This window comes from Streptomyces sp. NPDC058257 (assembly GCF_042881845.1).
Taxonomy (GTDB): Bacteria; Actinomycetota; Actinomycetes; order Streptomycetales; family Streptomycetaceae; genus Streptomyces.
Window position 1 is genome coordinate 83,437 of sequence record NZ_JBHVXJ010000006.1, and the last position, 14,429, is coordinate 97,865.

Annotated in this window: 10 protein-coding genes; 9 read left to right on the plus strand and 1 reads right to left on the minus strand. The window is 69.2% G+C overall.

Going from position 1 to position 14,429, the window contains the following annotated elements; genetic code table 11:
* Positions 1-27: 27 nt before the first annotated feature.
* Positions 28-2,163: an alpha-galactosidase gene (locus tag ACFVXC_RS17050; RefSeq protein WP_389906076.1), complete on the minus strand. Its 2,136-nt coding sequence runs from the start codon at positions 2,161-2,163 to the stop codon at positions 28-30.
* Positions 2,164-2,342: 179 nt separating this feature from the next.
* On the opposite strand from ACFVXC_RS17050, the gene ACFVXC_RS17055 reads away from it, so the two are divergent.
* From ACFVXC_RS17055 to ACFVXC_RS17095, 9 genes are all read left to right on the plus strand, one after another.
* Entirely contained in the window at positions 2,343-3,527 is a 1,185-nt protein-coding gene (locus tag ACFVXC_RS17055; RefSeq protein WP_389906078.1) for an ROK family protein, read from the plus strand.
* 5 nt (positions 3,528-3,532) lie between these two features.
* Positions 3,533-4,876, plus strand: a complete 1,344-nt coding sequence (locus ACFVXC_RS17060) for an ABC transporter substrate-binding protein (protein WP_389906079.1) — start codon at positions 3,533-3,535, stop codon at positions 4,874-4,876.
* Between the two features lie 52 nt (positions 4,877-4,928).
* Positions 4,929-5,882 carry a carbohydrate ABC transporter permease gene (locus ACFVXC_RS17065; RefSeq protein WP_389906081.1) on the plus strand — a complete coding sequence of 318 codons (954 nt, stop codon included), beginning with the start codon at positions 4,929-4,931 and terminating at the stop codon, positions 5,880-5,882.
* On the plus strand, positions 5,879-6,808 hold the full coding sequence (locus ACFVXC_RS17070; RefSeq protein ID WP_389906083.1) for a carbohydrate ABC transporter permease: 930 nt from the start codon (positions 5,879-5,881) through the stop codon (positions 6,806-6,808). Before ACFVXC_RS17065 ends, ACFVXC_RS17070 begins: the two co-directional genes overlap by 4 nt.
* Before the next feature lie 37 nt (positions 6,809-6,845).
* A complete protein-coding gene (locus tag ACFVXC_RS17075) occupies positions 6,846-8,630 on the plus strand; it encodes an alpha-galactosidase D (protein WP_389906085.1) in 1,785 nt (594 codons plus the stop codon).
* An 85-nt stretch (positions 8,631-8,715) separates the two neighbouring features.
* On the plus strand, positions 8,716-11,136 hold the full coding sequence (locus tag ACFVXC_RS17080) for a glycoside hydrolase N-terminal domain-containing protein (RefSeq protein ID WP_389906087.1): 2,421 nt from the start codon (positions 8,716-8,718) through the stop codon (positions 11,134-11,136).
* Positions 11,137-11,213: 77 nt separating this feature from the next.
* On the plus strand, positions 11,214-12,368 hold the full coding sequence (locus ACFVXC_RS17085; protein WP_389906468.1) for an SGNH/GDSL hydrolase family protein: 1,155 nt from the start codon (positions 11,214-11,216) through the stop codon (positions 12,366-12,368).
* Positions 12,369-12,639: 271 nt separating this feature from the next.
* Positions 12,640-12,999, plus strand: a complete 360-nt coding sequence (locus ACFVXC_RS17090; RefSeq protein ID WP_389906089.1) for a hypothetical protein — start codon at positions 12,640-12,642, stop codon at positions 12,997-12,999.
* A 209-nt stretch (positions 13,000-13,208) separates the two neighbouring features.
* The gene (locus tag ACFVXC_RS17095) at positions 13,209-14,345 is read left to right on the plus strand and encodes an NAD(P)/FAD-dependent oxidoreductase (protein ID WP_389906091.1); all 1,137 of its coding nucleotides are present in this window, start codon (positions 13,209-13,211) and stop codon (positions 14,343-14,345) included.
* Positions 14,346-14,429: the final 84 nt, after the last annotated feature.

A 14,429-nucleotide genomic window follows, 5' to 3' on the forward strand; every position in this document is an offset into this window, starting at 1 on the left:
CGTTTGGATCAGGTGTGCTGAGCCCTGTCAGGGTTCCCGGATCAGATGCACCGCGGCGCTGGCCCAGTCGCCCGGCGGCAGCTCGGGCCGGAGGCCGTATGAGGCGAGCACCGTCGCGGAGCGCACCGCACCTGTGCGGGCGTCACGGTAGCGGGCGGCGGGATCGAGGCCGCCGAGGCGCAGTGGCGGGTGCGCGGCGCCATGGCGCGGGGCTCGCTGCCAGACCAGGAGCAGGGTCTCGCTACCGTCCGCCGCCGCGTACTGCACCGCTGTGGGGCCGTCGTCGACCGGTCCGCGCGGCCGGTGTACCGTCCCGTGCTGCACGAGATGGCGCACGCGCTTGTACTCGGCCACCAGGGCTGCCCCTTCGGCCAGTTCCTCGTCGCTCCAGCGCAGGAGATCGCCGCCGAGCCCGAGTACCCCGGCCATCGCCACATGGAAGCGGAAGCGCAGTGGCACCGATCTGGCCGTGAGCTGATTGGGGACGTCGGTCACCCATGCCGCCATGGTCCGGGACGGATAGAGCTGGCCGTAGCCGTGCTGGATGAGGACACGGTCCGCCGCGTCGGTGTTGTCCGACGCCCATGCCTGGTCGGTGCGGGAGAGCATGCCGAGGTCCACCCGGCCGCCGCCCCCGCTGCACGCCTCGATCCGCAGGCCGGGATGGTCGGCGCGAAGCCGGTCGATGACGTCGTAGAGGTGGTGCACGTACGCCGCCCCCACGCGGTCGGCGCCATCCTCCTGATCCGGCCAGCCCGCTTCGCTGAGCGCGCGGTTCATGTCCCACTTGAGGAAGTCGATGCCGTGGTCGCCCACCAGGCGGGTCAGCCAGTCGTACGCCCAGTCCGCGACGTCGCGGCGGGCGAAGTTGAGCACCAGTTGGTTGCGCAGCTCCGTGCGGTCGCGGTGCGGGAAGTGCAGTACCCAGTCCGGGTGCCGACGGTAGAGATCGCTGTCCGGGTTGACCATCTCGGGCTCCACCCACAGGCCGAAACGCATTCCGAGCCGGTGCACCTCGCTCACCAGTGGCGTGAGCCCCTCGGGGAAGCGGTCCGGGGACGGCGTCCAGTCGCCGAGCCCCGCGTTTTCGCTGCGGCGCGCGCCGAACCAGCCGTCGTCCATGACGTAGAGCTCGGCGCCGAGCGCCGCCGCCCGGGCCGCAAGCGCCATCTGGCCGGCCTCGTCGACATCGAACCCGGTGGCTTCCCACGAGTTGTAGAGCACCGGTCGTATCTCGTCGGGGTGGGGCAGCACATGGGCGAGGACGTACGCGTGCCAGGCGCGGCTCGTCGCACCGAATCCGCCGTCCGCGTAGAGACCGGCGTGTCGTGGGGTGGTGAACTCCGCTCCGGGCGCGAGGGGTTGGGTCATGCCGTCGCGGCCTGCGCCGCCGGTGAATCCCGCCCGGCCGTCGGGGGTGCGCTGCACGGTGACGCGCCAGTTGCCGCTCCAGGCCAGGGCCGCGCTCCACACCTGGCCGTGCTCCTCGGTCGCGTCACCCGCGTCGAGCATCACCCAGGGGTTCGCGTGATGGCTGGTGTTGCCCCTGCGGCTGGTGAAGACCGTCTCGCCGAACGGCACACGGTCCCGACGCAGTTGGGTCTCGGCGGACCACTGGCCCGTGACATGGCTGAGCCGGTAGTCGTCCCTGGCCGGAAGCGTCCACGCGGCGGAGTCGGCACGAAGGAGTGTCACGGGCTCGTCGCCCGTGTTGCGCAGCACGGACCAGCGTTCGATGACGTCGCTGTCGTCGTGTACGCGGTAGTGGAGGGCGATCTCCAGGGGGTAGTGGCGGTCGCGGAACTCCAGGGTCAGTTCGGTGGAGCCCGGAGAGGGCCCCGGCGTCGGCTCATGGACGCGGTGGCCTGAGGCCTCCCATTCGATGGCCCGGGTGCCGTCGGCGAAGCGCACCTGCAGTGAGGGGGTTCCGTACCGTGCCCCGCCGTCGACGGGCAGTTCCTCGCCGACCGGGGGCCGCCCCTCGAAACTGCTGGGCTGCGGGGCCGGGGGAGTGGCGAGCTCCTGCGCCTGAGCCAGGGTCAGCCGTGGTCCCCACGCGAGATGGCAGGGCGCTCCGGTCTCGTCGATCCGGAGCGCGTACGACGTACGTGGAGTGCAGAGCAGCCAGACCCCGGTCTCAGGGGCGAAGGAGATCACAGGCATGGATCCTCACGTTCAGGTAGCGCCTTGAGAACATGCGGCAGCCAACACCGCCTTCGATCGGCTGTCAACACCCTGATGTGTGCACCTGTTTGAAAGATGGAAGCCCTCTGCAGGGGGCTCTTGAAAGGTGTTTGCTTCTTTCATTGACAGAGGAAAAGAACACCCCCTACGTTTCGGCCATGCGATCGACGACCCCTCGGATCGATGTGGTTCCGGCACCCACTCCGGCCGCTTCCCTGGTCTTCACCACTGTTCTATCCCACGGCCCGCTCACTCGGATCGAGATCTCCCGGCGGACCGCGCTCTCCTCGGCGGCGGTCACCAAAGCGGTGAGGCCGTTGATGGCGGCCGGCTATCTCGTCGAGGGAGCGGACGAGGAGGCGCGGCCCTCCCTCGGGCGGCCCGCCACCCTCGTGCGGGTCGACGGCGGCCGTGCCCTGTTCATCGGGGTCAAGGTGACCGGCGACGAGATCATCGCGGTCCTGACCGACCTGTGCTGCCGCATCCGCGTCGCCCGCCACCTCCCGGTCGCCGACCGCGACCCCGGCGCCGTCCTCGCCTCGATCTCCGGTCTCACGCAGGAACTCCTCACGGAGGCCGAGGGGTTCGGCGTGGAGGTGCGCGGGCTCGGGATCGCCGTCTCCGGTGACGTGGACCGCGCCGCCGGGGTGGTGCGCTACTCGCCCTTCCTGGACTGGCGGGACGTGCCGCTCGCCGAGCTGGCCTCCACCGTCACCGGGCTGCCCGTCACCGTCGACAACGACGTCCGCGCGCTGACCGTCGCCGAGCAGTGGTTCGGTGCCGGGGCGGGGATCTCCGACTTCGCCCTGGTGACCGTCGGCGCGGGGATCGGCTGCGGGCTCGTGGTGCACGGCAAGGTGGTCTCCGGCGCACACGGCGTCGCCGGTGAGATCGGCCATCTGTCGATCGACCCGCTGGGCCCGGCGTGCCACTGCGGCAACACCGGCTGTGTCGAGGCGATCGCCGGTGACGCCGCCATCACCCGCCGCGTCCGCGAGGTGACCGGCGCCCCGGTCACCGACTCCGCCGCGGCCCTGGAGCTGGCGCACCGGGGCGACCCCGGCGCCCGGGAGGCCTACGCACGGGCCGGGGAGGCGATCGGCCGTGCCATCGGGGCCGTCGTCAACGTCCTCGGACCACAGCGAGTGATCATCTCCGGCGAAGGTCTCGCGGCGTACGACCTGTTCGCCGAGCAGATCCGGGACGCGTTCACCGCCTCCGCCTTCGGTACCGCCGCGCAGTGCGACGTGATGACACGTCCGCTGCCCTTCGAGGAGTGGGCGCGCGGGGCCGCGGCCACCGCGATCCAGTCCTTCATCGGCATAGACACGCATGAGGAGTAGCCGCGATGACGCAGCAGAGCCGCAGACCCTTCCCCGCTCGTGAGCCGAGCGGCAGCCCTCTTCCCGCCCACGAGCCGAGCCGCCGCACCGTGGTCCGCGGGTCCCTCGGGGCCGGTGCCGCCGCCCTCGCCGCGCCGCTCCTGACCGCCTGCGGCGGCGGACCGGCCGCCGACCCCAAGACGGTGACCTTCGGATCCAACGGGGCCGACGCCACACCCAAGAAGGCCTACACCGCCGTCACCGGCGCCTTCACCGAGGACAGCGGCCTCAAGGTCAAGACGAACACCGTCGACCACGACACGTTCCAGAAGAGCATCTCCACCTACCTCCAGGGCACGCCGGACGACGTCTTCACCTGGTTCGCGGGCTATCGCATGCAGTACTTCGCCAAGAAGAAGCTGGCCCGTCCCATCGACGACGTATGGGAGAAAATAGGCTCCGGATTCAGCGACGCCGCCAAGCAGCTGTCCAAGGGCGAGGACGGCAACTACTACTTCGTTCCGCTGTACAACTACCCGTGGGCCGTCTTCTACCGCCGAAGCGTGTTCAAGGAAAAGGGGTACGAAGTACCGCGCACCTGGAGCGAGTTCACCGCACTCGCCAAGCGGATGAGGAAGGACGGGCTCTCGCCGATCGCGTCCGGCTACGGCGGCGGAGACAGCTGGTCCATTCTCGGAGCCTTCGACTATCTGAACCTGCGCGCCAACGGCTACGACTTCCACATGGATCTGATGCGGGGCGAGGTCGCCTGGACCGACCGCCGCACCACCAAGACGCTCGATCTGTGGCGTGAGCTGAGCGGCTTCTACCAGCAGGGCGCGGGCGGCCGTTCCTGGCAGGACGCCGCCCAGTCGCTGCTCGACAAGAAGTCGGGCATGGCGGTCATCGGACTCTTCCTCGGCCAGCAGATAACCGACGAGAAGCTGCGCGCCGACATCGACTTCTTCGCCTTCCCGGAGGTCGACCCGTCCCACGGCCAGGAGACCGTCGAGGCCCCCACCGACGGCTTCATGCTCAGCCGCGAGCCGAAGAACCAGAAGGGCGCCACCAAGCTGCTCGAATACCTCGGCAGCGCCGTCGCCGAGAACCTCTACATGGGCGTCGACCCGAGCAACGTAGCCGTCAACTCGCGTGCGGCCACCGGCAAGTACAACGCCCTGCAGAAGAAGTCCGCCGACCTCATCGCATCGGCCAAGCACATCACCCAGTTCGGCGACCGCGACAGCGACCCGGGCTTCATCTCGACCGTCGTACTGCCCGGATTCACCGAATGGCTCGGCCACCCGGACGACGGTGCGGCCCTGCTGAAGAAGATCGAGTCCCAGCGTTCGCGCTTCTTCACGGCCTGACGCGGGCCCGCCACGTCCTGATACGGCCTGATCAGGTCCGGGAAGGTTCACCATGTCCTCCGTGCGCTCCGCGCCCCCGGCGTCCAAGGCGCCCCCGTCCAAGCGTGCCCGGCCCCGGCGGCTCGGGCCCGGTGACCGCGTCTTCCTCACCGTGATCGTCGGTATCCCGCTGCTCGCCCTGCTGGTCTTCGTCTGGCTCCCGGCGCTCGCCTCCGTGGGCCTGTCCTTCACCAGCTGGGACGGCATCGCGCTCTCCGACATCCGCTGGACCGGGTTCGACAACTACCGGGAGATCTTCACCAACTACCCGCCGTTCTGGCCGGCCGTCCAACACAACGTCGTCTGGCTGCTGTTCACGGCGCTGCTGCCCACACCGTTCGGCGTCTTCCTCGCCTACCAGCTCGACCGGAAGATCCGCTTCACGCGGGTCTACCAGACCGCGATCTTCCTGCCGATGGTGCTCTCGCTGGCCGTCGTCGGCTTCATCTGGGAGATCATCTACAACCCCGACAACGGACTGCTCAACGGCATCCTGAGCGGCGCGGGCTCCGGTCAGCCCATCGACTGGCTCGGTGACCCCGACCTCAACCTCTGGGCCGTGCTCGTCGCGTCGGCCTGGCGGCACACCGGCTACATCATGATCCTCTACCTGGCCGGACTCAAGGGCTTCGACCCCGCTCTGAAGGAAGCCGCCGCGCTCGACGGCGCCAACGGACGCCAGACGTTCCTGCGGGTGGTCTTTCCCGCACTCAAGCCGGTCAACATCGTCATCCTCGTGGTGACCATCATGGAGTCCCTGCGGGCCTTCGACATCGTGTACGTCCTCGGGGGCGGCACCGGCAGCAAACCCGGCATGGAGCTCCTCTCTCTCCTGATCACGGACAACATCATCGGCGAGTCAAGCCACATCGGTTACGGCTCCGCGCTCGCGGTGGTGCTCCTCGTCGTCTCGCTGCTCGCCATCTGCGCCTTCCTCGTACAGACCTTCCGCAAGGAGGACCAGTGACCGCGACCGTCACCCCGCCGGCCGCGGGCTCGCGCACCCGCCGTGCACCACTGCCGTCGGGCGACGGTCCGCAGCGCCCCAAACGGCAGACCGGCAGACACCTGCTCCTCGGCGGGATCGCCCTCCTGTGGCTCGTCCCGCTGCTGTGGGCGGTGTACACGTCACTGCGGCCGTACGAGGACACCAGCAAGCACGGCTATCTGTCCTGGCCGCACGGCATCAGCCTGGAGAACTTCTCCAACGCCTGGAGCCAGTCCGGGATGCCCCACTTCTTCTGGAACTCCGTCCTCATCACGATCCCCGCGGTGCTCGGCACCCTGCTGTTCTCGGCCGCCGTCGCCTTCTTCGTCTCGCGCTTCGACTTCCGCTGGAACATCGCGCTCCTGATGTTCTTCACCGCGGGCAACCTGCTGCCCGCGCAGGTGCTCATCACTCCGCTGTACCGGCTCTACCTCCAGATCGGTCTTCCCGGCTGGATGAGCGACTCGTTCCTGCTCTACGACTCCGTCTGGGGCATCATCGCGATCCACATCGCCTACCAGTGCGGTTTCTGCACCTTCGTCCTCAGCAACTACATGAGGACCATTCCCAAGGAGATCACCGAGGCGTCCCTGGTGGACGGCGCGCCCGTGTGGCGGCAGTTCTTCCAGATCGTGCTTCCGCTGTGCAGGCCCGCGTTCGCGGCGCTCGCCACGCTCGAATCGATCTGGATCTACAATGACTTCTTCTGGTCGCTCGCCCTGATCGACACCGGCGACAAGCGGCCGATCACCTCCGCCCTCGCCAATCTCCAGGGCCAGTACTTCACCAATCCCAACCTCATCGCGGCCGGTGCGCTCCTGACCGCGATCCCCACGCTCCTCGTGTACTTCGCGCTCCAGCGCCAGTTCATCAGCGGGCTGACCATCGGTTCCGGCAAGGGCTGACCTTCTGCCCCCGACCCACCCCTGGGAGGTGCGGCCCATGCGGTCGTCCCTGTACTCCTTCGTGCTCGTCCTGGCCCTCGCCGCCGGTCTGACGACGGCCGTGCCCGCCGCTGCCACCCCCGTGGCCGATGCGGCGCCCGCCGCGGACCTGGCCCGGAAGCCCTACATGGGCTGGACAAGCTGGAGCATGCAGTCCTCGAAGTACCCCGGGCTCAACCCCGACGGCGACTACAGCTACCTGACCGAGAAGAACGTCCTCAAGCAGACGGGCGCCATGGCGTCCAAGCTCAAGAAGTACGGCTACGAGTACGTCAACATCGACGCCGGCTGGTGGCGTGACATGGCGTGGAAGCCGAAGTTCGACGCCTACGCCCGCCAGGCACCGGACGCGGGCCGCTTCCCGCGCGGGATGAAGCCGGTCGCCGACGACATCCACGCCAAGGGGCTCAAGGCGGGCATCTATCTGCCGGTGGGCCTGGAGAAGGAGGCGTACGGCGAGGGCAAGATGCCCATCTGGAACGCCGAGGGCTGTACCACCGGCGACATCGTCCACGACGACCTGCGCACCACCAACGGCTGGGACAGCGCCTACAAACTCGACTTCTCCCGCCCCTGCGCGCAGAAGTACATCGACTCGCAGGCCCAGCTCTTCGCCGACTGGGGCTACGACTTCCTCAAGCTGGACGGCGTCGGTCCCGGGTCCTCCAAGAGCGGTGACAACTACAACAACGTCGCTGACGTGGCCGCCTGGAAGAAGGCGATCGCCAGGGCCGGGCGTCCGATCCACCTCGAAATCTCCTGGTCGCTCGACATCGACCACGTGGCCGACTGGAAGAAGTACTCCAACGGCTGGCGCATCGACACGGACGTCGAGTGCTACTGCAGCACCCTGGTGTCGTGGGAGAACTCCGTCGACGACCGCTGGGACGACGCACCCGGCTGGACCCGGCACGCCGGTCCCGGCGGCTGGAACGACCTCGACTCCCTGAACGTGGGCAACGGCGAGATGGACGGCCTGACCAAGGCCGAACGGCAGAGCTACGCGACTCTGTGGGCCATCGCCAAGTCGCCCCTCTACACCGGCGACGACCTGACACGCCTCGACGACTACGGCGTATCCCTCCTGACCAACCGCGAGGTCATCGCCCTCAACCAGGGCAGCACCCCGCCCGCGAGGCCCGTCACCGCCTCCGGCGACCGGCAGGTGTGGAGCGCGAAGAACGCGGACGGCAGCCACACCGTGGCCCTGTTCAACCTCGGTGACTCGCCCGCCGCCGTCACCGCCGAATTCTCGTCCCTGGGCTTCTCGGGCCGGGGCAAGGTCCGCGACCTGTGGAACCACGAGGACCTCGGCACCCACAAGGACAAGCTGACGCAGACACTGCCCGCGCACGGTTCACGCCTGTTCACCGTCGCACCGCGCGGCCCCGAGCAGCAGGCGACGGCGTACGAGGCCGAGTCGAAGGCCAACACCCTCAGCGGCAACGCGGCGGTCGGCGACTGCGCCGCGTGTTCGGGCGGCAGCAAGGTCGGCAACCTCTACCAGGGCGGAAAGCTCCGGTTCAACGACATCGTGGTGCGCGAGCCGGGCCGCTACGTCATCGACGTCGCGTACGTCAGCGGGGACCCGCGTACGGTCCAGGTCTCCGCCAACGGCAACGGCTCCACGGCCCTGAAGTTCCCCTCCACCGGGGACTGGGGGACCACCGAGACCATCGGCGTGCCGGTGACCCTCAAAGCGGGCACCAACACGGTCACCTTCGACAGCGGCGACGGCTACGCCCCCGACATCGACCGGATCCGTGTCCCGAGGCGCTCCTGACGCCACGCCCGCTCCACTCCACGCTCCCCCCCTCACGTCCGCTCCACCCCTCCCGCACGCACTTTCCTCCTGAATGGAGTGCCTCGTGGACGACGACCAGCACACCGACTCCACCCGCCCCGGACCGAGCCGCCGCGACATCCTCTCCGTGGCCGCCGCCGCGAGCGCCTTCACCGCACTCGGCGGCCTGCCCGCCTTCGCGTCCAGCGCACCCGTCACCCGGCCGGTGGGCTCGACCCTCCTTGCCGAAACGGCGACGACCCGCTTCTGGTACCAGGCTCCCGCATCCGACCGGGCGATGATCGAACAGGGCCTGCCCGTCGGCAACGGGCGCCTGGGCGCGCTCACAGGCAACGATCCCGCCCGCGAACTGCTCCTCATCACCGACGCCACGATGTGGACCGGCGGCCTCAACGCGACACTCGACGCGGACGGCCAGTTTCCTTACGGGCGCGCCGACTTCGGTTCCTTCACCCTCCTGGGCCGCCTGACCGTCGACATACCGGACCACGATCTCTCGGCGGTCTCCGACTACCGCCGCGAACTCGACATCAGCCAGGGGCTCGTCACCTCCTCGTACGTCCGCTCAGGGGTGACGTACCGGCGCCGGATCTTCGCGAGCCATCCCGACGACGCGATCGTCCTGCACTTCTCCCAACAGGGCGGGGGCCGTTACACCGGAACGGTGACCCTGGCGGGCACCCACGACGAGACCACCATCGGGCAAGGGCCCCGTACCGCCTCGTTCGGCGCGGTCCTCCCGGACGGCGGGCTGCGCTACGGCGCCGCGGTGACGGCGTACAGCACCACCGGCACCGTGGCTGTCGACGGCTCACGGATCTCCTTCGCCGGATGCGAGGAGCTCACGGTCGTGGTCAGCGGCGGCACCAATTACGCGCCCGATGCCTCCACCGGTTACCGCGACCCCAGTCTCGATCCGCAACGCCTTGCCAGGACCAAGGTCCTCGCGGCGGCCCGTCACTCCGCGACCGCGCTCCTGCACTCCCATGTCGCCGACCACCGGAGCCTGTTCGAGCGGATGAGCGTCTCGCTCGGCGCGTCGTCCCGGACGCAGCGCGGCCTCGACACCTGGGAGCGCGTGCGGGCGCGCGCCCGCGACGGCGAGGCCGACCCCGAACTGGAGGCGTCCTACCTCCAGTTCAGCCGCTACCTCATGATCGCCGGGTCCCGCGACAGCCTGCCGCTCAACCTCCAGGGCCTGTGGCTCGACGGCAACGACCCGGACTGGATGGGCGACTACCACACGGACATCAACATCCAGATGAACTACTGGATGGCCGACCGGGCAGCGCTCTCCACCTGTTTCGACGCGTACGCCGACTACTGTCTGGCGCAGCTGCCTTCCTGGACCGAGCTCACCCGCACCCTGTTCAACGACCCGCGCAACCGCTATCGCAACTCCAGCGGGAAGATCGCGGGCTGGACCGTGGCCATCTCCACCAACATCCATGGCGGGAACGGATGGTGGTGGCACCCGGCGGGCAACGCCTGGCTGTCCAACTCGCTCTTCGAGCACTACGAATTCACCCAGGACCGGTCCTACCTCGCCAGGATCCACCCGCTGCTCAAGGGAGCCTGCGAGTTCTGGGAGGCGCGGCTGCTCACGACGACCGTCACCGACGAGGCGACGGGGAAGAGCCGCGAGGTCCTGATCGCCGACAGCGACTGGTCACCCGAACACGGTCCGCTCGACGCCAAGGGCATCACGTACGCACAGGAACTTGTCTGGGCGCTCTTCGACAACTACCGCACCGCCTGCTCCGTCCTCGGTGAGGACACCGCCCACAGCAAGAGGGTCGGCGCACTCCAGGACCGCCTTCACCTCCCTCGAGTAAGCGCCAAGACAGGCTGGTTGGAGGAGTGGATGTCACCCGAGAACCTCGGCGAGACCACCCACCGGCACCTCTCCCCGCTGGTCCAGCTCTTCCCCGGCGACAGGATCCGCCCCGACGGCTCGACACCGAAGGCCCTGGTCGAGGGGGCGACGGCGCTGCTCACCGCGCGCGGCATGGAGAGCTTCGGCTGGGCGAACGCCTGGCGGAGTCTGTGCTGGGCGCGGCTGAAGGACGCGGACAAGGCGTATCAGCTGGTCGTGAACAACCTGCGGCCGTCGATCGACGGGAGCAACGGCACCGCGCCGAACCTCTTCGACATCTACGAGGTCGAGAAGGGGCGTGGCATCTTCCAGATCGAGTCCAACTTCGGCACAGCGGCCGCGATGCTCGAGATGCTGGTCTATTCGCGCCCGGGGCACGTCGAGTTGCTCCCCGCCCTGCCCGAGGCCTGGGCGCGCTCCGGCTCGGTCACGGGCGTCGGTGTACGCGGCGGCTTCGTCGTCGATCTGAGGTGGCGGGCCGGAAAGGTCAGCGAGGCGCGGTTGCGCAGTGTCGGCGGGCGCGGCATCACGGTGTCGTACGGGGGAGTGACCCGGAAGGTCGCCCTCAAGCCGGGTGGCGCCATCACGCTGCGCGGAGCGGGGAGTTGAGCCACCGGCAGCGGTCCGCGCGACATCGCGGGGTGGTCGGTATCGTCTGCGGGTTCGTTCTCGCGCTCTGCTCACCGATGGGAGCGGCGTCGGCGACGGGGGCGTCGGCGGCGGGCGAGCCGTCCCGGCGTCAGGTCATCACCTGGGGAGCGAGCGCCGACCGCCTCGGCCAGGCAGTGGCCGACCGTAGCTACCGCCTCGTCGTCCGTACCAGTGTCGGCGGCACCCACCCCCGCGTCCGGCTGTCCAACGCGTTCGGAGACCGGCCGGTGACCTTCGGGAGCGTCTATGCCGGAGCGCGCGAGGAGGGGGCGAGACTCGTCCCGGGCAGCAATCGGCGGGTCACTTTCGGCGGTGCGCGGTCCGTCACGGTGGCGCCGGGCGGCATCGTGACCAGCGACCCGCTGTCCGGACGGCTCGCGGCACAGAGTGATCTGGTCATCAGCCTGTACGTGGCCGAGGCCGCGGGCCGGGCGACGGGGCACGGCATGGCCATGCAGACGTCGTACGCGGTCGGCGGTGACCACGCCCGTGAGGAGGGCGAGGCCAACTGGAGCGAGCGGACGGGCTCGTGGTTCTACCTCGACGCGGTGAGCGTGGAGAGCGGGGCGGACACGGGCGCCGTGGTCGCCTTCGGCGACTCCGTCACCGATGGCTGGCAGTCCACCACCGACACGAACCGCCGCTGGCCGGACTACTTGTCCCGTCGGCTGCGGAGCGCGTCAGACATCAACATCAAGGGCGTCGCCAACGAGGGCATCTCAGGGAACAAGGTGCTTGCCGATGGTGCGGGGCAGAGCGCCCTGGCCCGTCTTGAGCGAGACGTTCTCTCCCACCCGGGCGTGCGTACGGTGTTCTTGTTCGAGGGCATCAACGACATCAAGGCGCACACCGGCGTCACCGCGGACCAGCTCATCGCCGGTTACCGCCGGATCATCGACCGGACGCACGCGGCGGGCAGGTGCGTCGTGGGCGGGACGGTGCTGCCCTTCAAGGGCTGGCCGGAGTTCGACGCCCCCGGTGAGGCGGTACGCCAGGAGGTCAACGACTTCATCAGGAACAGCGGCGAGCTGGACGCCGTCACCGACTTCGACAAGGTGCTCCGCAGCCCGTACGACCGGGAACGGCTGTTGCCGGTCTTCGACGGCGGAGACCATCTCCACCCCAACGACAAGGGCATGCGGGTGATGGCCGATGCGGTCGACCTGGGGGATCTGCGATGTGAGCGGTGAACGCGGGGAGCCTGCCCTGGAAGGTCCTGCGGGTATGTTCGGCCCAGGCGGTGAACGGCCGTCCGGTATTGACCTGTTGGGCGTGGGCGTGCGGGAGTAGGTTCGGAGCAGTTCGTGGTCGATGGGTTGCTGTTGGCGCGGCTGTCGACCTCCCGGCGATCACTCGGGCCTGGGGCGGGGCCTCAACGCCAGTGTCCGTACCCAGCGGGATCCTGTACTCGCGACGAATCATCGCGCAGAGAACCGCCATGGCCCCCGCAGCCTTCTGCCGGTGCGCCCCAAGCATCCGGGACTGATGATGCGCGGTTACTTCACCGACGACCTGCTGCTCATGATGCCCCTGGCCGATCGTCCCGGGGTGCGTCTGCACGGCGAGGCCCTCAGCGCACACCGAGGCCCACTGATCGACGCTCTGACCGAAGAGGCGCGACGGAGCAGTGAGGTCGTCGTCGACCTTGTCGGTGTCCGTTTCCTGGCCAACAGCGTCCTGGAAGCCCTCGTACTCCTGGCTGTGCGGCTGGCTCCGCCCCAGCGTCTGCTGTTGCGCGCCGGCGCCGAACTCGCACTGCGCGAACGGGTCACCGCCGCTGGCTGGGACCGGATCGACACGTTGCATCTGGTGGACGGCTGACCCACACGGTGGGAACGCCCACCGGGCGGCGTTTGGCCCGGAGCCCTGTCCCTGGGGCAATCGCAGGTCTTCCAGGGCGAGGATTTGTGTGCCGAAGGACTGCGAGAGTTCCCGCCAACAGCCTCCGCCGTCGTGACGGACCGGCTCGAAGCTTGCTGGATCGGCAAAGAAGCTTGCCGATCTGTTGCGGTCCGGCGCACGGTGTCGTCATGACTGAAACGAACGAGCGAGACTTCGCAGACGTGGACGCAGACGCAGACGTGGACGCAGACGCAGACGCAGACGTGGACGTGGACGTGGACGTGCTGGTGGTCGGGGGAGGGGTGGCCGGGCTGTCGGCCGCGTTGACCCTGTCCCGGGCCAGGCGTTCGGTGCTGGTGGTCGACTCCGGCGAACCGCGCAACGCTCCCGCCGACGGAGTGCACGGATACCTGTCCCGAGAGGGCTTGGCGCCGGGGGAGCTGCTGCGGATCGGCCGCGAGGAGGTGACCGGGTACGGCGGGCGGATCGTCTCGGACCGGGTCACGGACGTCCGGCGGGTCGGTGAACGCTTCGTCGTGCGCACCGAGGGCGGCCGGAGCCATGGCGCGCGACGCCTCCTGGTGACCACTGGGCTCGTCGACGGGCTTCCGGATGTCCCCGGACTGCGCGAGCGGTGGGGCCGTGACGTCCTGCACTGCCCGTACTGCCATGGCTGGGAGGTGCGTGACGAACCGATCGGTGTCCTCGCGACCGGTCCGATGGCCGTGCATCAGGCGCTGCTGTTCCGTCAGTGGTCGCCGGACGTGACCTTGTTCCTGCACACCCAGGGCGACCTGACCGATGAGCAGTGGGAGCAGCTGGGCGCCCGTGGCATCGCGGTGGTCGACGGGGAGGTGGTCGGCCTCGATGTGGAGGCGGACCGGCTCTCCGGCGTACGGCTGGCCTCGGGCAGCGAGATTCCGGTGCGGGCGCTCGCCGTGGCACCGCGGTTCGAGGCGCGCGGCGCGATCCTGGCCGGACTCGGTCTGGCGAGCGTCGACCATCCGATGGGCGTGGGCAGGTACGTGGAGTCGGACGCGACCGGGTTCACGGGTGTTCCGGGAGTATGGGCGGCGGGCAACGTCACCGACCTGATGGCCGGAGTCGTCGTATCCGCAGCCACCGGAATGACTGCCGGGGCCGCGATCAATGCCGACCTCGTGGCCGCTGACACCACGGCGGCGGTGGCGGCCCGGCGCGCCTTGACGGCATTCAGCCCCGCCGTGGAGGCCGCCAACTCCCGACAGGTTCTGGGGGTGCGGCGGCACGGCATCGAATCCGTCCTGGCCGACGAGGAAGCGCGCCGTCGGGCGGCCAGGGGTTAGACAGGGGTTGGAGAGGAGGTTGGTGGCCGGTCTCGGGCCGCTGGAGGGTTATGCCGTCGGCGCGTTCACCGTACCCGTGTAACC

Excerpts from the sequence above, each read along its gene's own strand:
- ACFVXC_RS17050 (WP_389906076.1), bottom strand. The coding sequence starts at position 2,163 with ATGCCTGTGATCTCCTTCGCCCCTGAGACCGGGGTCTGGCTGCTCTGC.
- ACFVXC_RS17055 (WP_389906078.1), top strand. The coding sequence starts at position 2,343 with ATGCGATCGACGACCCCTCGGATCGATGTGGTTCCGGCACCCACTCCG.
- ACFVXC_RS17060 (WP_389906079.1), top strand. The coding sequence starts at position 3,533 with ATGACGCAGCAGAGCCGCAGACCCTTCCCCGCTCGTGAGCCGAGCGGC.
- ACFVXC_RS17065 (WP_389906081.1), top strand. The coding sequence starts at position 4,929 with ATGTCCTCCGTGCGCTCCGCGCCCCCGGCGTCCAAGGCGCCCCCGTCC.
- ACFVXC_RS17075 (WP_389906085.1), top strand. The coding sequence starts at position 6,846 with ATGCGGTCGTCCCTGTACTCCTTCGTGCTCGTCCTGGCCCTCGCCGCC.
- ACFVXC_RS17085 (WP_389906468.1), top strand. The coding sequence starts at position 11,214 with ATGGGAGCGGCGTCGGCGACGGGGGCGTCGGCGGCGGGCGAGCCGTCC.
- ACFVXC_RS17095 (WP_389906091.1), top strand. The coding sequence starts at position 13,209 with ATGACTGAAACGAACGAGCGAGACTTCGCAGACGTGGACGCAGACGCA.